The organism is Pleomorphomonas diazotrophica (assembly GCF_002844595.1).
In the GTDB taxonomy this organism is placed as follows: domain Bacteria; phylum Pseudomonadota; class Alphaproteobacteria; order Rhizobiales; family Pleomorphomonadaceae; genus Pleomorphomonas; species Pleomorphomonas diazotrophica.
The window spans coordinates 1,142,366-1,160,489 of the sequence record NZ_PJNW01000002.1 but is presented as its reverse complement, the minus strand read 5'-3'; the positions used below and the strand labels follow the sequence as shown (position 1 = coordinate 1,160,489).

14 protein-coding genes are annotated in these 18,124 nt (G+C 64.4%); 5 read left to right on the top strand and 9 right to left on the bottom strand.

The genetic code is table 11. The features are described 5' to 3' along the window. Positions 1-75 precede the first annotated feature (75 nt). On the bottom strand, positions 76-840 hold the full coding sequence (locus CXZ10_RS06435; protein ID WP_180335880.1) for a DsbA family protein: 765 nt from the start codon (positions 838-840) through the stop codon (positions 76-78). Between the two features lie 35 nt (positions 841-875). Beyond that, positions 876-2,249, bottom strand: coding sequence for a M48 family metalloprotease (locus tag CXZ10_RS06430; protein WP_210199850.1), 1,374 nt, complete (start codon positions 2,247-2,249; stop codon positions 876-878). A gap of 140 nt (positions 2,250-2,389) precedes the next feature. Between CXZ10_RS06430 and CXZ10_RS06425 the strand changes: the two genes are divergently transcribed. Beyond that, positions 2,390-3,538, top strand: a complete 1,149-nt coding sequence (locus tag CXZ10_RS06425; RefSeq protein ID WP_180335879.1) for a pyridoxal phosphate-dependent aminotransferase — start codon at positions 2,390-2,392, stop codon at positions 3,536-3,538. Positions 3,539-3,540: 2 nt separating this feature from the next. Here CXZ10_RS06425 and CXZ10_RS06420 read toward each other — a convergent pair whose 3' ends face one another. Together CXZ10_RS06420 and CXZ10_RS06415 are read right to left on the bottom strand one after the other, a co-directional pair. Beyond that, a complete protein-coding gene (locus CXZ10_RS06420) occupies positions 3,541-3,882 on the bottom strand; it encodes a gamma-glutamylcyclotransferase family protein (protein WP_210199849.1) in 342 nt (113 codons plus the stop codon). A gap of 80 nt (positions 3,883-3,962) precedes the next feature. Next, positions 3,963-6,596 (bottom strand): Rne/Rng family ribonuclease, encoded by a 2,634-nt coding sequence (locus CXZ10_RS06415; RefSeq protein ID WP_101288233.1) that lies wholly within the window; start codon positions 6,594-6,596, stop codon positions 3,963-3,965. Between the two features lie 833 nt (positions 6,597-7,429). Here CXZ10_RS06415 and CXZ10_RS06410 point away from each other — a divergent pair. The 3 genes from CXZ10_RS06410 (at position 7,430) to prfB (ending at position 12,686) form a co-directional block, all read left to right on the top strand. Further along, positions 7,430-8,665 carry an N-acetylmuramoyl-L-alanine amidase gene (locus CXZ10_RS06410; protein WP_210199848.1) on the top strand — a complete coding sequence of 412 codons (1,236 nt, stop codon included), beginning with the start codon at positions 7,430-7,432 and terminating at the stop codon, positions 8,663-8,665. A gap of 226 nt (positions 8,666-8,891) precedes the next feature. Beyond that, entirely contained in the window at positions 8,892-11,369 is a 2,478-nt protein-coding gene (locus CXZ10_RS06405; RefSeq protein WP_101288231.1) for a penicillin-binding protein 1A, read from the top strand. A gap of 185 nt (positions 11,370-11,554) precedes the next feature. Continuing rightward, positions 11,555-12,686 (top strand): peptide chain release factor 2 gene (gene prfB, locus CXZ10_RS06400; RefSeq protein WP_101288230.1). Its coding sequence is split into 2 segments (ribosomal slippage): positions 11,555-11,623 and positions 11,625-12,686, totalling 1,131 coding nucleotides; the frame shifts between segments, so codons are not numbered across the junction. Positions 12,687-12,768: 82 nt separating this feature from the next. Here prfB and CXZ10_RS06395 read toward each other — a convergent pair. Next, on the bottom strand, positions 12,769-14,073 hold the full coding sequence (locus CXZ10_RS06395; protein ID WP_101288229.1) for a peptidoglycan DD-metalloendopeptidase family protein: 1,305 nt from the start codon (positions 14,071-14,073) through the stop codon (positions 12,769-12,771). A 132-nt stretch (positions 14,074-14,205) separates the two neighbouring features. Next, the gene (locus CXZ10_RS06390; RefSeq protein ID WP_101288228.1) at positions 14,206-14,667 is read right to left on the bottom strand and encodes a peroxiredoxin; all 462 of its coding nucleotides are present in this window, start codon (positions 14,665-14,667) and stop codon (positions 14,206-14,208) included. Positions 14,668-14,977: 310 nt separating this feature from the next. Between CXZ10_RS06390 and CXZ10_RS06385 the strand changes: the two genes are divergently transcribed. Continuing rightward, positions 14,978-15,259: a hypothetical protein gene (locus CXZ10_RS06385; RefSeq protein WP_101288227.1), complete on the top strand. Its 282-nt coding sequence runs from the start codon at positions 14,978-14,980 to the stop codon at positions 15,257-15,259. Between the two features lie 96 nt (positions 15,260-15,355). Here the strand turns inward: CXZ10_RS06385 and fba are convergent, their stop codons facing one another. The 3 genes from fba to CXZ10_RS06370 all read right to left on the bottom strand — a co-directional run bounded on the left by fba (position 15,356) and on the right by CXZ10_RS06370 (position 18,116). Beyond that, positions 15,356-16,420, bottom strand: a complete 1,065-nt coding sequence (fba, locus tag CXZ10_RS06380; RefSeq protein WP_101288226.1) for a class II fructose-bisphosphate aldolase — start codon at positions 16,418-16,420, stop codon at positions 15,356-15,358. A gap of 217 nt (positions 16,421-16,637) precedes the next feature. Then, the gene (pfkB, locus tag CXZ10_RS06375; RefSeq protein ID WP_101288225.1) at positions 16,638-17,594 is read right to left on the bottom strand and encodes a 1-phosphofructokinase; all 957 of its coding nucleotides are present in this window, start codon (positions 17,592-17,594) and stop codon (positions 16,638-16,640) included. Between the two features lie 99 nt (positions 17,595-17,693). Then, positions 17,694-18,116, bottom strand: coding sequence for a MerR family transcriptional regulator (locus CXZ10_RS06370; protein ID WP_101288224.1), 423 nt, complete (start codon positions 18,114-18,116; stop codon positions 17,694-17,696). Positions 18,117-18,124 lie beyond the last annotated feature (8 nt).

Sequence of the window (18,124 nt, the reverse complement as noted above, 5' to 3'; positions counted from 1 at the left end):
CGCGCCGAAAAAAAGAGGCCGCGCCATTTCATCCCCGTATCCTGGGGATCATCCGGTTCGGCCTCCCATCGGAGATCAGCAGACAGTCTTGCCGCAGGCGCGCATCGCCTCGATCCTGCGGCTGAGGTCGGAGAAGCCGACGGCGCCGTAGACCAGCTCGTCGCCGATGATATAGGCCGGCGTGCCATTGATGTTGAGCTTGCGGGCGAGGTCGTAGGACTGGTTGATGGCGTCGGCCACCTCCCGCTTGCTCGCCGTTTCCTTCACCTTCGCCTCGTCGAGGCCGGCCTTGGCCGCCGCCGCCAGCGCGCGTTCGCCATCGGCCTGGCCGCGGATGCCCATCAGCTCGAAGTGGAAGGCCTCGTAAGCCCTGGGATTGAGGATGTTGACGGCGGCAGCCACCTTGGCAGCCTCGACCGACCCCTCGCTCAGGATGGGAAACTCCTTGAGGACGATCTTGACGTCCTTCTCCTCGTCGAGGATGGCGCGGGTATCGGCCAACGCCTTCTTGCAGTAGCCGCAGTTGTAGTCAAAGAACTCGACCAACGTGATCTTCGCATCGGGATTGCCGATGACCGCCTGATAAGGCGACGAGAAGATGGCCTCACGGTTCGCCTGGATGGCGTCGGTCCGTCCCTGCTCCTCGGCGGCCTTGTTGCGCGCATCGAGCGCCTGCAGCGCCTCGGTGATCACTTCCGGATGCTCCAAGAGGTAGGACTTGACCACGTCGCCGATCGCCGCCTTCTGGCTGTCGGTGAAGTCTTCGGCAAAGGCGGCGGATGGCAGGAGAGCCGCCGCGACGAGTGTGGCCGACAGTGCTTTCCGGAAATGGGCGAACATGCGATGGCTCCTTGTCCCAGGCAGGTGGCGCCCGGTCATCTCGGTATCTTGTAGGTGATGATGTCATCGGCACGCAGCCAGGCCGGCGAGCCGGTCTTCAATTTTTCCTGGGCGCGGATGGCGTATTTCTTGGCCGTCTCGATGTCGCCCGAGGCAAAACTGCCCTGCGCCGAGGCGAGATCGGCCATGGCTATGTTGTCCTTGCGGGCATAGGCGATGGCAAGCTGGCGATAGCCGATCGGCTGGTCGGGGTCACCGCCGATACCCTTGGTGAGGGCGGCGATCGCTTCGTCGGTCAGCTTGCCGTCACCGGTACCGACCAGCGCCTGTCCCAGGAGAACGCGGATCGGGCCGGCGTTGGGGGCCAGCGCAACCGCCTTCCGCAAAGGTGCCACGGCCTCCCGCGGCTTACCGGTTTCGAGGAGGATCTGCCCCTTGAGTTCCCAGAAATAGGGATTGTTGGGCGACCGCTTGATCAGCGCGTCCATGCGGGTGAGGGCCGACTTGGGGTCGGCGAAGCGGTAGGCGACGATGGCCCGGGCATAGTCGGCAGCGAGGCTGGTGTCGGACGGCGGGTAAAGCCGCATCACGCTCTGCGAGTTGCGGGTGAAGGCCGCGAACTTGGCCCGCACGAGATCGTGCCGGGCCTTGAGCGCCGGGTCGTCCGGTTTGTCGAAGGCTTTCGACTTCCGGGCCAGCTCGTCGATCATGGCGATGCGGTCGGTGGCCAGCGGATGGGTCTGGATATAGGGGTCGATATGCGCCGACATGAACATCTGCTGCTCGGCGAAGCGCTGGAAGGTCTCCAGCATGCCCTTTGCAGACTGGCCGGTCGCGGCAAGATACTTGAGCGCCAGTTGATCGGCCGCCGTTTCGTTCTCGCGGGCATATATCAAAAGGCCGCGCTGGCCGATCTGCATGCCGCCGGTGGCAAAGGCGCCGGCCGCCGAACCGCCTCCGCCCGCCACGCCGGCCGCGACGCCACCAAGCACGGCGAGCGCCGACAGGATTTGCATCCGGCGGATTTCCGACCGAAGCTGGGCGAGGTGGTTGGCGGCAAGATGGCCGATCTCATGCGCCAGTACGCCGATTAACTGGTTGGGCGTCGTGGAATCGATAATGGCACCGGCGTTGACGAAGATGTGCCGGCTGTCGGCAACGAAGGCGTTGAAGGTGTCGTCGTTGACCAGCTTCACCTGGACGGTCGCTCCACCCAGGCCGGCCGCTTTGAGCAGTGGCCGCGTATAGTCGGCGATCAACGCCTCGGCTTCCGCATCGCGCAACAGTGAGATGCCACCCCGGCTGCGTTCGGCAGCGAGTGTCGGCAGGGTGGAGGAGACGGCGACAGCCGCCGCCGTGAGGATGGCGACGGAACTACGGCGGAAGCGGGTGATCATCGCGCGATTCACGATCGGAACTCTCGTCAGGGTGTCCGGAGCCTGATAAAGGGCAGAACGCATGCCGGGCGCAACGGAAAAAATCCGGAAACAGTCGGCACGGCGGCAGACTGCAACCGATCTCTGGCAAAATCTTGGAGGCGAGGGGAGATATGCTGGTTTCGCGGCGGAGCGATGTGGCTCCCTTCCTCGCCATGGACGTGCTGTCCGACGCCAACCGGCTCGCCCGCGAAGGGCGGGATATCATCCACATGGAACTTGGCGAGCCCGGCGCGCCGGTGCCCGCTGCCGTGCGCGCTGCCGCCGAGGCGGCCCTGGCTCGCGGCCGTGTCGGCTACACCGAGGCGCTCGGCATTCCCGAGCTTCGTGCCCGCATTGCCCGTCTCTATGCCGACCGCTATGGCGTTGAGGTCCCGGCCAACCGGATCGCCGTCACCGGAGGGTCGTCCGGCGCCTTCAACCTCGCCTTCCTCGCCATGTTCGATGTTGGCGATCGCGTCGGCCTGCCGACGCCCGGCTATCCGGCCTATCGCAACATCCTGACGGCGCTCGGCCTTGAGGTGGTGGAGATCCCGACGACCGCCGAAGCACGCTGGCAAGCCAGCGCTGCAGCGATCGAAAAGGTGCATGCCGAGCGGCCGCTGGCCGGCATCATTGTGGCAAGTCCCAACAATCCCTCGGGCACCATGATGACGCGCGATGGCCTGAAATCGCTTGTCGCCGCCTGCGCCGACATGAAGATCGCCCTCGTCATGGACGAGATTTATCACGGCCTCGTCTATGACGGCGATGAAGTGACGGCGCTGGAGTTTTCGGGCGACGCCGTGGTGGTCAACTCCTTCTCGAAGTACTTCTGCATGACCGGCTGGCGCATCGGCTGGATGGTTCTGCCGGAGCATCTGGTGCGACCGGTCGAACGGATCGCCCAGAATCTCTTCATCTCCCCGTCCGAACTGTCGCAGCGCGCCGCACTCGGCGCCTTCGAGGCGAAGGAGGAGCTGGAGACGGTGAAAGCGGGCTATGCGGCGAGTCGCCGGCTGCTTTTGGAGCGCATGCCCAAGATCGGCCTCGACCGCTTCCTGCCGGTCGATGGCGCCTTCTACCTCTACGCCGATGTCAGCCGCTACACCAACGACAGCCTCGATTTCTGTCGCCGCATGCTGCATGAGGCAGGCGTCGCGGCGACGCCCGGCCTTGACTTCGATACCAGCCGTGGCTCGTCCTACGTGCGCTTCTCCTTCGCCGGCCGCACGGAGGCGGTGGCCGAAGCCTGCGAGCGGCTCGGCGGCTGGCTGGGATAGCCTCAGGCCTTCACGTAGACCCAGGCCTGCGTTCCGGATTTCAGCGTCACCAGCACGCGCTTGTAGTCGGCGACTTCGTAGCCGTCGGCGGCGATCAGCTCGTCGGGCGTGATCTCGAAGACGACACCGGGCACTTCGTCGGCCGGATTGCCGCTCGGCGAGACGATCGGGTGGTGCGTCTCGCCCGACTGGGCCAGAACATCCGGGTCGGTGATCTCGACCATCGCCCGGTGCCAGCCCACCATGGCGTCTGGCCGGCCCTTGAGTTCCCGCCCGAAGTTGGCGATCTGCACCGACCGGAGCTGCAGGGTTCCATAGGAAAACAAGAGCACGTTCTCGGCCAAGGTCAGCTCCTTTGTTGAGGTGATACCGATACGACAAGGCCGCCCGAACGGGCGGCCTCGCTTGTTCCTTGCGTCACACCTCAGAAGAAGGAGCGGCGCTGCCACCAGCCCGTCTTCTTCGGATGATTATCGTCCGGCTCCGGCTCCGGTTCGGGCTGCGGCGCAGGCTCGTTGGCCTCGACCGACTTCTCGACCAGTTCGGCGACGCTCTCGAGCGGCGGATGGACGGGCGCCGCTGCTTCCTGGCTTTCTTCCGGCGCGTCTTCATTGCCGTCCGCCAGCGCTTCCACCGGCTCGTCATTCAGCACGCTCGGAGCGGCCACCGCCGCACCGGCATCGCCGGCGTCGGCGACGGGCTCATCATTGGCCGCCGCTTCGCCGTCATAGGTCGCCGTCTCGACGGAAGCGGGCTCGCCCTCTTGCGCGGCCGCAGTGGCTTCGGAACCGATGTCTTCCTCGAGCTGATGCCGCCGACGGCCGCCGCGACGACCGCGGCGACGCGACCTGCGCCGCTGCTCGCTCTCCGTATCGCCCTCGGCCCGTGCCTCGCCATCTTCCTCTTCGGAACCGTCGTCGTCGCCCTCAGGGGCAGGCTGTTCGGCGCCTTCGGCAACCTCCTGGCCTTCGCCCGCGGCAGCGGCTTCGCCGCCCTCGGTCCGCCGGCGCCGACGCCGGCGCCGCTTGCGGCGGCCATCGCCATCGCCACGCTCTTCGCGCGACGACTGCGCCTTCTCGGTCTCGGCCTCTTCTTCGTCCTCTTCCTCGATCTCGTCGTCGATGTCCTCGTCATACGGCTGGACGCTTTCCGGCGTCAGCGTCGGCGCGGGCGGCGGCGGGGCAGGATTGAGGATGATCTCGCCGCGCTCGACGGCAAAGTGCTGCGAGCCGAGATGCTCGTCGGCGGCGATGGTGATGGTGAGACCGAAGCGCGCCTCGAGGTCGGAGAGGTGCTTGCGCTTCTGGTTGAGGATGTAGAGCGCCACCGCCGACCGGGTACGGACGGTGAGGTGGTGGGTCACGCCCTTGATCAGCAGGTCTTCCAGCGAGCGCAACACATGCAGCGCCACGCTCTCCGTCGAGCGGACGATGCCGGCGCCAAGGCAGTGCGGGCAGAGCTCGGTAGAGCCTTCCAGCACGCCGGTGCGGATGCGCTGGCGGCTCATTTCCATCAGGCCGAAGTGCGAGATGCGGCCCACCTGGATGCGGGCGCGGTCGTTCTTCAGGCAATCCTTGAGCTTGCGCTCCACCGCCTTGTTGTTCTTGGCCTCTTCCATGTCGATGAAGTCGATCACGATGAGGCCGGCGAGGTCGCGCAGACGAAGCTGGCGGGCCACCTCTTCGGCGGCTTCGAGGTTGGTGGCGAGCGCCGTGTCCTCGATATTGTGCTCGCGCGTCGACCGCCCCGAGTTGACGTCGATGGCGACGAGCGCTTCGGTCTGGTTGATAACGAGGTAGCCGCCCGACTTCAGCGTCACCTGCGGCGAGAACATCGCGTCGAGCTGCGGCTCGACGCCGAAGCGGCCGAACACCGGGATCGGGTCGCGGTAGGGCTGAACATTCTTGGCATGGCTCGGCATGAGCATGCGCATGAAGTCCTTGGCCTCGCGATAGGACTCTTCGCCGGCCACCAGGACTTCGTCGATGTCCTTGTTGTAGAGGTCGCGGATCGAGCGCTTGACCAGCGAGCCCTCCTCGTAGACGAGGCTCGGCGCGGTCGACCGCAGCGTCAGCTCGCGGACGTTTTCCCACAGGCGCAGGAGATACTCGAAGTCGCGCTTGATCTCGGTCTTGGTGCGGGCGGCGCCGGCCGTCCGGAGAATGACACCCATGCCTTCCGGCACGTCCAGCTCGTGGGCGATTTCCTTGAGGCGCTTGCGGTCCTGAACGTTGGTGATCTTGCGGGAAATGCCACCGCCCCGGCCGGAGTTGGGCATCAGCACCGAGTAACGGCCGGCCAGCGACAGATAGGTGGTCAGCGCGGCGCCCTTGGTGCCGCGCTCTTCCTTGACGACCTGAACCAGCAGCACCTGCCGGCGCTTGATCACTTCCTGGATGCGATACTGCCGGGCGCGGCGAACGCGACGCTCGGGCACCTCTTCCAGCGCATCTTCGGCACCGACGCTCTCGACGTGCTCTTCCTCGTCGTCGCTGCCTGCCCGATCCTCGCCGTCGTCATTGATGGTCTCGACCGACTGATCGTCGTGAATGTCGATGACGCCGCCGGTTTCGGGCGTCGGCACTTCGTCATCGCCTGCTTCGATGATGGGCGTTGCCACCAGGGCGCTCTCATCGGCCGGCTGCGCCTCGCTCTCATCGACGAACGCTTCGCTCACCGTCTCGACGGGGCGGGCGGCAGCCTTCGCCGCCTGGGCACGGCTCTGCCGGTCGCGATGCATCCGGGCGCGCCGTTCGGCTTCTTCGCGTTCCTCGGCCTCTTCCGCCTCGATCAGGGCCTGACGGTCAGCCTGGGGGATCTGGTAGTAGTCCGGATGGATTTCGGAAAAGGCGAGAAAGCCGTGGCGATTGCCACCATACTCGACAAAGGCCGCCTGCAAGGACGGCTCGACGCGCGTCACCTTGGCGAGATAGATGTTGCCTCTGAGCTGCTTCCTTGTCGCCGACTCGAAATCGAACTCCTCAACGCGGTGTCCACGCACCACAACCACCCGGGTCTCCTCCGGGTGGGTGGCATCGATCAGCATCTTGTTGGCCATAAAGACTGACTCCCGGCCGTGTGCGACCTCTGCTCCGCCGCGACTCCGCGAGGAGGCTCCTGAGAGCTCTCCCTGGAATCGCCGCGCGCTGGAAGGATCGGCACCGGCCGTCGATAAGGGGGATGGGAATGGGGGAGGGCGCCGGACCGACCAAGGCCGCAAATCGGGAAAAGGCCGATGCTTTACGCCATCCTGCCTCTTCGACAATCTGCTGTGGCCTCACGACTTTCACGTCCGGCACGTTCTTTCTTTTCAACACCGTCGTTCCTGAAAAGCCCGCTCGGCGAAAGCCAATACGGGGGAACGGCGACGAATGCCTTGTTGGGCGGCCTCAACGGCCGCGCACCGAAGCGCCGATCTTTCCGGTGGATCTACGGGCGTCCTCATATGCTTCCCGCGACGCGGCACATGACCGGGCGAGACGCAACAAGCGGAGGTCCGGGTTCCGCGCACCGACCGGAAAACCACACCGGCGCTCACGCTGACCTCTCGGTCCCCCGACTGCCGGCTACATTCTTCCGCTTTTCTAGCAGAAGGCGAACCGGCTGGACGCTCTCAAGTACCGAGAGCAAGGATTCGGGCTCCGATCCCTTATTACTTGCGTGAAGTCCCATATGCAAGGCGATCAAATAGGCCACCAATCAATTCCTCGCAATGTGAAGCGTCTGTCGTTCCGTTCCAACATGGCGTAGGAATGGTTAACCAAATTCCTTTAGTTACTGTTCGGTGATTGGCCTCCGATCCGCTCGAAATCGCCTTCTTTCGGAGACGGGTGTTGCCATCTCGTCCGTCTGTGGCAGTTTGGGCCGCTCTTGGGATCGTGGGAGCGATCATTGACGACCGTCGCAAACCGCTTCGCAGCCTGTCTTCGAGCCGCCACATTGGCGGGGATGGCACTCGTCTGCCTGACGGTGGGCGCATTCGCAGAAGGCGCGCCGGTAGCGACCGATGGCCGCGTCGTCGGCGACGAAAGCCGCACACGCTTCGTGCTCGATCTCTCGGGTGAGGTCGATCTCAGCGCCTTCACGCTCGCCGAGCCCTATCGCGTGGTCATCGATCTGCCGGAGATCGATTTCCGCCTGCCGTCCGGCGCCGGGTCGGTCGGTCGAGGCCTTGTCAGCGACTGGCGCTACGGTCAGTTCGCGGCGGGGCGATCACGCATCGTGCTGGATGTCACCGGACCCGTGAAGATCGACAAGGCCTTCGTGTTGCCGGCCGTCGAGAACCAGCCGGCCCGCATGGTCCTCGATCTTCTCAAGACGACGACAGCCGCCTTTGACGAGGAACTGAGGAAAAGCCAGCTTGCGCGCGACACCGCCAACGAGCCGGTGCAAAAGGCCGATCAACTGCCGCCGCCCGATCGCAGCAAGCGTGAGAAGCCCTTGATCGTCATCGATGCCGGCCATGGCGGCGTCGATGCCGGGACAGTTTCGGCATCGGGCGTCCGCGAGAAGGACATTGTGCTGGCCTTTGCCAAGAAGCTGCAGGAACGCCTCGAACAGACCGGCAAGGTGGCGGTGTTGCTGACCCGTACCGACGATACGTTCCTGCCGCTCGGCACCCGGGTTCAGTTTGGCCGCGATCACGCCGCCGATCTGTTCCTATCCATTCACGCCGATTCCGAGCATGAGGGGTCGGTGCGTGGCGCCACCGTCTATACGCTGTCCGACAAGGCCTCCGACCGGGAAGCGGCTGCCCTTGCAGCCAAGGAAAATGCGTCGGACCTCATCGCCGGCCTCGATCTGCAAAAGGAAGCCGACGACGTGACCGACATTCTGGTCGATCTCACTCGACGGGAGACGCGGAACTTCTCGGCAGCCTTCGCCAATGGCCTTGTCGGCGATCTTGCCTCGGCAACCCGCATGATCAAGAACCCGCGCCGCTCGGCCGGATTCCAGGTGCTGCGCGCCCATGACGTGCCGTCCGTCCTTGTGGAAATCGGCTATCTCTCCAATGATCAGGACGAGAAGCTGCTGACGTCTGACGAGTGGCGTTCCCGCGTTGCCGATGCCGTCACGCAGGCCGTGATGCGTTTCTTCGGGCAGAAATACGCCTATCTCGGAAAATAGCCGAAGCCGACTGACTGTTGCCGCCCCGCAACGCCATGGCCCCGCCTTCGCCACAAAGAGCGAAGAACGTCTGTGCTCACGGAAACATTCGCATTTTGCGGCGTTTTGAGGTATCGGCTGCCGAAAAGTCGACGCACGAGCATCCGGACCAACCGGGCTTCGCCACGCCGCCGCGACGGACAGACATGCCGGCGCGGCCGGTGTCGACGGGAATGATGGACGGGATATGATCTTCGTAAGATTCTTTGGCTGGGTCTTCTCGATCGCGGCGCTGCTGTTCCTGGTGGTGGCCGGCGGCGTCGCCGTTTACATCCATTCCCTCAGCACCGATCTGCCCGACACCAACCAGCTGCGGAACTATCAGCCACCGGTTGTCACGCGCGTCCATGCGGCCGATGGCGAGCTGGCGTCCGAGTATGCCCATGAGCGTCGGCTGTTCCTGCCGATCCAGATGATTCCCGACCGGGTGAAACAGGCCTTCATCTCCGCCGAGGACAAGGGCTTCTACAGCCATCCGGGCATCGATCTTCTCAGCCTCGCCGGCGCTGCGGTGAAGAACCTCGACACCATCGTCTCGGGTTCCAACAAGCGCATGGTCGGCGCCTCGACCATTACCCAGCAGGTCGCCAAGGTCTTCCTTCTGACCAACGAGCGCACCATGGATCGCAAGATCCGCGAGGCGATGCTGACGCTGAAGATCGAGCAGACCTACACCAAGGACCAGATCCTCGAACTCTATCTCAACGAGATCTACCTCGGGTTCCGCTCCTATGGCGTCGCCGCCGCCTCGCTCGCCTATTTCGACAAGCCTCTCACCGACCTGAAGCTGGAAGAGGTCGCCTTCCTGGCGGCACTGCCCAAGGCGCCGGAAAACTACAATCCCTATCGCAATCGTCAGGCTGCCATCGAGCGCCGCAACTACGTTCTGCAACAGATGATGGAGAACGGCTATGCGACGCGCGAGGAGGGCGAAGCCGCCATGAAGGCGCCGCTGGTCATCGCCGAGCGCAATCAGTCGGCCAAGGTGTTCGCCTCCGACTACTTCGTCGAGGAGGTGCGCCGCTCGCTGCTCTCCATGTATGGCGAGAAGGGCCTGTACGAGGGCGGCCTTTCGGTTCGCACGACGCTCGATCCGAAGATGCAGGTGGTCGCTCGCGTCGCCCTTCAGCGGGCGCTGCTGCGTTACGACGAGGCCCATGGCTGGCGTGGCGCCAAGAAGCAGATCGACGTGTCCGGCGATTGGGGCATCCCCCTTGCCGCCGAACCGGCGCTCTACGACGTTCCCGAGTGGAACCTCGCCGTCGTGCTGGGCTTCGAGGGCGACGCCGCCCGTATCGGCCTTCAGCCCTCCAAGGGGCCGACCGGCAAGGTGAATGACGAGCGCGTCGAGGGAATCATCCCACTCGACCAGTTGAAGTGGGCCAAATGGGAAAGCGGGCCGAAGCGTGGCGCCCCCGTCAAGGCCGCCTCGGACGTTCTGTCGGTCGGCGATGTCATCTATGTGGAGAAGACCGGCAACGCCGAGGGCATGCTGGAGGCCTATCGCCTCCGCCAGTTCCCCGGCATTTCCGGCGCCCTGGTGGCCATGGACTCGACGACAGGCCGCGTCCGCGCCCTGGTCGGCGGATTCTCCTTTGCGGAAAGCGAGTTCAACCGGGCGACGCAGGCCATGCGCCAGCCGGGCTCGTCCTTCAAGCCCTTCGTCTACTCGGCCGCCCTCGACAACGGCTATACGCCCGCCTCCGTCATCATGGACGGCCCGATCGAGATCGACCAGGGTCCCGGCCTCGGCATGTGGCGGCCGCAGAATTACGGCGGTGGCTTCGGTGGGCCGTCGACGCTCAGGACCGGCATCGAGAAGTCGCGAAACCTGATGACCGTGCGCCTTGCGCAGGACATGGGCATGCCGCTTGTCGCCGAGTATGCCAAGCGCTTCGGCATCTACGACAACATGCAGCCGGTGCTGGCCATGGCGCTTGGCGCCGGCGAAACCACGGTGATGCGTCTCGTCAACGCCTATGCCATCATCGCCAATGGCGGCCGTCGCGTGCAGCCGACGCTGATCGACCGCGTGCAGGATCGCTTCGGCCGTACCATCTATCGGCACGATCAGCGCGTCTGCGAGGGCTGCAATGCCGGCGACTGGAAGGGACAGGACGAACCGCAACTGATCGACGAGCGCGAGCAGGTTCTCGATCCGATGACCGCCTACCAGATCACCTCGATGATGGAAGGCGTCGTGCAGCGCGGCACGGCCACCGTGATCAAGAGCCTCAACCGTCCGATCGCCGGCAAGACCGGCACCACCAACGACGAGAAGGATGCCTGGTTCGTCGGGTTCACCCCGGAGCTGACCGTCGGGGTTTTCCTCGGCTTCGATACGCCGAAGCCGATGGGCCATGGCTCGACCGGCGGCCTGATGGCGGCGCCTGTCTTCCGCGATTTCATGGCCCAGGCTTTGGCCGGCCAGCCGCCGCAGGAGTTCAAGGTGCCCGAGGGCATGGTGCTGATTCCCATCGATCGCAAGACCGGCATGCGCGCCTATGAGGGCGAAAGCGCCATCATCGAGGCCTTCAAGCCGGGCACCGGTCCGTCCGACATCTATTCGGTAATCGGCGGCGACGGCATGGCCTGGGGCGTGCCGACAGAGGTCAACCCCGAGGCCGACAAGGCCGCGGTGACCGGGACCGGCGGCCTCTATTGACGGCTGCGACCTGAGACCTCATCTGCGAGGGTGGCCGCTCGAGGCTGCCGGACCTTGAGGCGGGAAAAGGCAGTTTACATCGGCGGCATCCGTTCCTATGGTCCGCCGCGCCCGTGATCGACGACGGGCACCCGCCGATGGAGCTTACCTCGGCGCCAACTCAACCTCCTGACTGGAGCTCACACATGCGAGCCGAAATCGAGGCCATCGTCGACGAGATCAAGCAGGGTATGGCCCTGCTGAGGAGGCATCTTTGACTGGGATGCCTCTCAGCAGCGCCTGGCCGAACTGAACGGTTTCGTCGAGGATCCATCGCTCTGGAACGATCCCGAGCGCGCGCAGAAGATCATGCGCGAGCGCACTGATCTCGAGAACCGAATCAACGGCTATCTCAAGCTCGACCGTGACCTGAAGGACAGCATCGAGCTGATCGAACTCGGCGAGATGGAGGACGACGCCACCGTTGTCACCGACGCCGAGAACACCCTGCGAGGCCTCAAGGACGAGATCGCCCGCCAGCAGGTGGAGTCCATGCTATCCGGCGAGGCCGACGCCAACGACACCTATATCGAGGTGAACTCGGGCGCCGGCGGCACGGAAAGCCAGGACTGGACCAACATGCTCCTGCGCATGTACACGCGCTGGGCGGACAAGCGTGGCTACAAGGTCGAGGTACTGGAAGTCCACGACGGCGAAGAGGCCGGCATCAAGAGTGCCACGGTGCTCATCAAGGGCCACAACGCCTATGGCTGGCTGAAGACCGAGTCGGGCGTCCACCGTCTGGTGCGCATCTCGCCCTTCGACAGCCAGGCGCGTCGGCACACGTCGTTTTCCTCGGTCTGGGTCTACCCGGTGATCGACGACAAGATCGAAATCGAGATCAACGAGAGCGACTGCCGCATCGACACCTATCGCGCCCAGGGCGCCGGTGGCCAGCACATCAACACTACTGACTCGGCGGTGCGCATCACCCACTATCCCTCGGGCATCGTGGTGGCCTGTCAGGCCGAGCGCTCGCAGCACAAGAACCGGGCGACCGCCTGGAACATGCTGCGTGCCCGCCTCTACGAGGCGGAGCTGAAGAAGCGCGAGGAAAAGGCCAACGCCGAGCAGGCCGGCAAGACCGACATCGGCTGGGGCCACCAGATCCGCTCCTACGTGTTGCAGCCCTATCAGTTGGTCAAGGATCTCCGGACGGGCGTCGAAAGCACGTCACCGTCCGACGTGCTCAACGGCGATCTCGACAACTTCATGGAGGCTGCGCTGGCCCAGCGCGCCTTCGGCAAGCAGCCGGCCGAGATTTCGGACATCGACTGATCCATCGCTGGATCGCAAATGAACAGAAAGGCGGGGCGCTTCGGCATCCCGCCTTTTTTGTCAGAGGCAACACTCCCAGCCCTCAGGGCAGAAGGCTCGCCAGCCTGTTTCCCGCGTTGATGTAGTTGATCGGGTTGAACGGCGCGCCGTTGACCCGCGTCTCGTAGTGAAGATGCGGGCCGGTTGATCGGCCGGTCGAGCCGACCTCGCCGATGATCGTGTCTCGCGTCACCCGATCGCCGACGCGGGCGACGATGCGGGACATATGTCCATAGCGCGTGGTGACTCCATTGCCATGGTCCACTTCGACCATGTTGCCATAGCCCCCAGCCCAGCCCGCCGCTGTCACCACACCCGGCGCCGTTGGCCTGATGTCGGTACCGGTGGGCGAGCGGAAATCGATGCCGGCGTGAAAGGCCAGTGAGCCGAGGAAGGGATCACGGCGAGATCCGTAGTTCGAGGTCATGTCGCCGCCGGGGAGGGGACGGACCAAGGGCAGGCGGGCCGCGGCCGCCTTGACGAGCGCCATGCGGCCGAAGGCCTGATCGGCCTCCTGCATGGCGGCGGCGAGCGCTTGGGCTCCGGCCACGGGGATGAAGGGACCGCCGACTGCGTCCTCCTTCTCCACGGGACCCTCCGGCACGTTCACGCGAAGGCCGGCGTTGGCGATGATGTCCACCGCGGCGTCGACGCGAGAGTTGGCGGCCACGGCGATGGCTTCGACGGCTTTGGCCTGCTCGGCGTCGACGGCGGCGAGGTGGCTGGATATCGCCCTGAAGTCGGGCTTGCCATCCGCCGTGCGCAGATCGGCCTTGGGTATGGCGGCATTCGGCGCCGCCGAGGTCAGCGCATCGAACTGGCGGTCGATCAGGCTGGCGCGGCCGGCGTCGGCGTAGGCGTTGACGGAGCCGGTCACGTCGGCCGGATCGAGGGCGGCCCGCCTGTCGGCGGGGACCGCCGCGTTGTTATCATCGAGGAGACCGATGCTGCGCGCCTTGTCGATCAGGTCGCCGACGGCCCGCTGGCGGTCTGCAATGCCCTGCTGGGCCGTCATGATCTTCTCGACCTTCTCGTCCATTGCGACGCTGTCGAGAATCTGCCGGCTGGAGATGCGATCGATCTCCGACCGCAGGCGGGCGATGCGGTCCTCGTAGGCTTGCTGCATGTCGGCGTTGCGCTCGCGCACCAGATCGAACAGATCGTCGCGGAACACCAGATAGGTGGTGGCGGCCAGGAAGCCGAGCGACACCGTCAGGAACAGGGTGAGGCCGCCGAACAGGGCCAGCGGACTGAAGGTATAGCTGCGTGTGTTGTCACGGCTGATGATGACGATGCGTCTCGCCGAGTTCTGGCTGCGGTATCGATCTGCGGCTTGTGGTCTCATCATCAACGCGACGCTCCAGACGGGACCTGGCCACACCACCGACACGCAGCAGGCGACCCCCGTTTGGAGCGATTAGAAACCGTTAGGGTTAATGAAGGCTTGAAGCTTGGTCGCGCGGGCCGACGAAAGACCGGCTCAGAGTGCCTTGACGGCGGCCAGCACCTCCTCGGCGTGGCCTTCGACTTTGACCTTCGGCCACACCCTCGCCACGGTGCCGTCGCGCGCAATCAGAAAGGTCGAGCGAATGATGCCGAAATATCGCTTGCCGTAGAGCGACTTCTCTCCCCAGGCGCCGTAGCTCTCCGCCACCTTGTGCTCGGGATCGGAGCCAAGTGCCACCGTCAGCTTGTGCTTCACGCGGAACTTGCCGTGCTTCTCCACGGTGTCCGGAGAGATGCCGATGACCGTTGCATCCGTCTTGGCAAACTCGTCGGCTAGGCAGGAGAAGCCGATCGCTTCGCGCGTGCAACCGGACGTGTCGTCCTTGGGATAGAAGTAGACCACCACAGGTCGCCCTCGAAGCGCGGCCAGCGAAACCTCGCCCTCGTCGGTAGCCAGAGTAAAATCAGGGGCGGGGGAACCCACTGCAATGGTCATCGGCGCTCTCCGGTTCTTGGCCCACCTTTGTCCTCTGGCAGCGCGGCTGGAGCAAGGGCACCTTGCTGGGGAAAGCCTGACTGGAAGGTTTCGGACGCCCCGCCAACCGAGCACATATTTACCAAGAGTCCCTAAGTCGCCCAGGGTAAAGGCAGTTTGATCGGCAGGATATTCCCATCAAAAATTGTGCTTCTCAAATGTTTGGATATAGGCAAATATACGGGTGTTTTAAGAACAAGTCTCAATTTTGAGCCAATTTTGCACGAGCCGTACTCCTCGTGCCCTCCGTTCTTTTGAAGGAGGACTGGTTGTGGTTGCAGCATCGAAACAAGGGTTTACCACCCATCTTGAGTTCGAGGGGCGGCCCCCAATTCCGGTCGTCTGCCGGGTCAAGGCCGGCTTCCGAAGCGACGGGAGCCTGTCCGTCGAAGGAGAAGCCGACGTCGATGAGGATTTCACCTGCCTGATCGGCGTGTGCGGGCGTATCAGCATCGGCGCCGGGCGTCGCAAGATCGGCGTGCGGATCGCAGCTGCGGATCAAGGCATCGTCCGTTTCCTGATCCGCGACCCGGCGCTGGATGCGGTTGCCTAGAGTCTTCGCTCGAGCACACATCGAGGCAAGCTACTCTTCCAAAGCAAACGGGGCGCCGAAGCGCCCCGTTCCGATATTATCGATCATGAACCGAGATCAGGCGATCTTGGGGTCGAGCTCGCCCGAAGCGTAGCGCTTGGCCATGTCGGCGAGCGGGATCACCTTGATCTTCGAGCCGTGACCGGCGGCGCCGAACTCCTCATAGCGCTGCTTGCAGACCTTCTGCATGGCGGCCATGGCCGGCTTCATGAAGGAGCGCGGATCGAACTCGGCCGGCTTCTCGGCGAAGAACTTGCGGATGGCACCGGTGATGGCCATGCGGCAGTCGGTGTCGATGTTCACCTTGCGCACGCCGTGCTTGATGCCGTTGACGATTTCCTCGACCGGCACGCCGAAGGTCTGGGGCATCTGGCCGCCGTAGGCGTTGATGATGTCGAGAAGGTCCTGCGGAACCGACGACGAGCCATGCATCACGAGATGCACGTTCGGCATGCGCTCGTGGATCTCCTTGATGCGGTAGATGGCCAGCACGTCACCCGTCGGCTTGCGGGAGAACTTGTAGGCGCCGTGGCTGGTGCCCATGGCGATGGCCAGAGCGTCGACCTTGGTGCGCTTGACGAACTTCACCGCTTCGTCCGGATCGGTCAGGAGCTGCTCCTTGCTGAGCACGCCCTCGGCGCCGTGGCCGTCTTCCTTGTCGCCCATGCCGGTCTCGAGCGAGCCGAGCACGCCGAGTTCGCCTTCCGTCGAGGCGCCAACCATGTGGCTGAGCTCAGCGACGCGGCCGGTGACGGTGGCGTTGTAATCGAAGTCGGCCGGGGTCTTGCCGTCGGCCTTGAGCGAGCCGTCCATCATGACCGACGAGAAGCCGTTGGTGATGGCCGAAAGACAGGTGGCTTCCGAGTTGCCATGGTCCTGATGCATGCAGACCGGAACTTCGGGATAGAGCTCGATGGCAGCCTTGATCAGGTGGCTGAGCACGATGTCATTGGCAAACGCGCGGGCGCCGCGGCTGGCCTGCATGATCACCGGGCTGTCGGTCTCCTTGGCCGCGGCCATGACGGACAGCATCTGCTCCATGTTGTTGATATTGAAGGCCGGCATGCCGTAGCCATGTTCGGCGGCATGATCGAGCAACTGCCGCAGTGAAACCAGCGCCATAAGGGAACTCCTTCGCGAATTCTTCTGTGGTCCCGAGCCCTTCCCGCCTATCGCGTGCGACTGGCGAAACAGACTGGCTCATATCTACGACTTTAGCACAATTTACCAGAGCCGAGTTCGGTCAAGACCGTCGGTTGCGCCAAAAAAACGTGAACGCAATTGATAGTTCGGCTGAATATTCGTGCTTTCCTCCATGGGCAAACTACTGCCCGGGAGATCAGCTGGCAAGCACGGCAACGTCGACGCGGCGAGCCAGTTGGCGCACGTCGTCGGGCGAGGGCAGGTGCGGTCCGATTCGACCGAGCTTGGCGGTGGCGAAGGCCACAGCACGGCGGGCGAGCGCTTCGAGGCCCAGATTGTCGGCCAGCGAGGAGGCAATGCCGGCCACCATTGCATCACCGGCGCCGACCGTCGACAGCGCATTGACCACCGGCAACCGCGCCGACAAAGCGGTGTTGCCGCGCAGGAAGATGGCGCCTTGCTCACCGCGTGAGACGACGACCAGTTCGATGCCGAGCGCCTGGATGCTCCGGGCGGCGGCCACGATATCGACGACCTCCGTCAGGGGGCGTCCGGCCCAGGCTTCCAGTTCCAGCCGATTGGGCTTGACGGCAAAGGGCAGGCTCTCGCGCGGCGCCGCCAGCGACGCGGCAAGCGGAGCACCGGAAGTGTCGAGCACCACCCGGCATCTGAGGAGGCAGAGATCGGCGGTGAGCCGCGCCCAGACGCTGGCCGGCTGGCCGAGCGGCAGCGAACCGGCCAGCACCACCAGGGCGCCTTCCACCACTTCGCGGCGCAGTACGTCGAGCACCATGTCATAGGTCTCGTCGTCAAAGGTGAGACCGGGCAGGTTGATGTCGGTCGTGGTGCCGGTGACGACGTCGGCGATCTTGATGTTGGTGCGCGTGTCGCCGGCGGTACGGACGAAGCGGTCCTGGATGCCCTTGTCCTTGAAGAAATCCGTGAAGGTGGCGTCATTGCCGCGTCCGAGCACGCCGGTCGCCAGCACGGGAATGCCCCAGTCGGCGATGCATCCGGCCACATTGATGCCCTTGCCGCCGACGTTCGACTGCGCCGCGCGGGCACGATGGACCTTGCCGGGCGTCAGATCATCGAGCGTGACGGTGAGGTCAATCGCCGGATTGAGCGTAACGGTGATGATGGGCGAGGTCATTGGTGGCTCCAGGCGGAAACGTCTCAAGCGTAATATATAGCGGTTTCGCAGGATGGTGACGTTTCGGCAAGCCCCTCTGCCAGGAAATGGACCGAGCGCTCAGTGCTCGGCATGCAGGCATTTGTGGTGATCGGCCAGCACTTCGATCACCCGGCACTCGCCGACGCAGTTGTGGCCGCACCCGCCAACCATGGCCTCCAGCTCCTCTTTCAGGGCCATCAGGCTGTCGATGCGGGCGTTGACTTCGGCGAGCTTGTCTCGGGCGATGCTGTCGGCCTCCGCGCAAGGCTGGGTAGGGTTGTCCTGCAGGGTCAACAAGGTCCGGATGGCGTCGATCTCGAAGCCGAGGTCGCGGGCATGCCGGATGAAGGAAAGACGCCTCAGATCGCGTGTTCCGTACAGGCGACGGTTGCCCTCGCTGCGCGGCGGCGTCGGCAGCAGGCCGATCTGCTCGTAATAGCGGATGGTGGGCACCTTCACCTGGCTGCGCCGGGAGATTTCACCGATCGGCATATCGGTCATTTTACTTA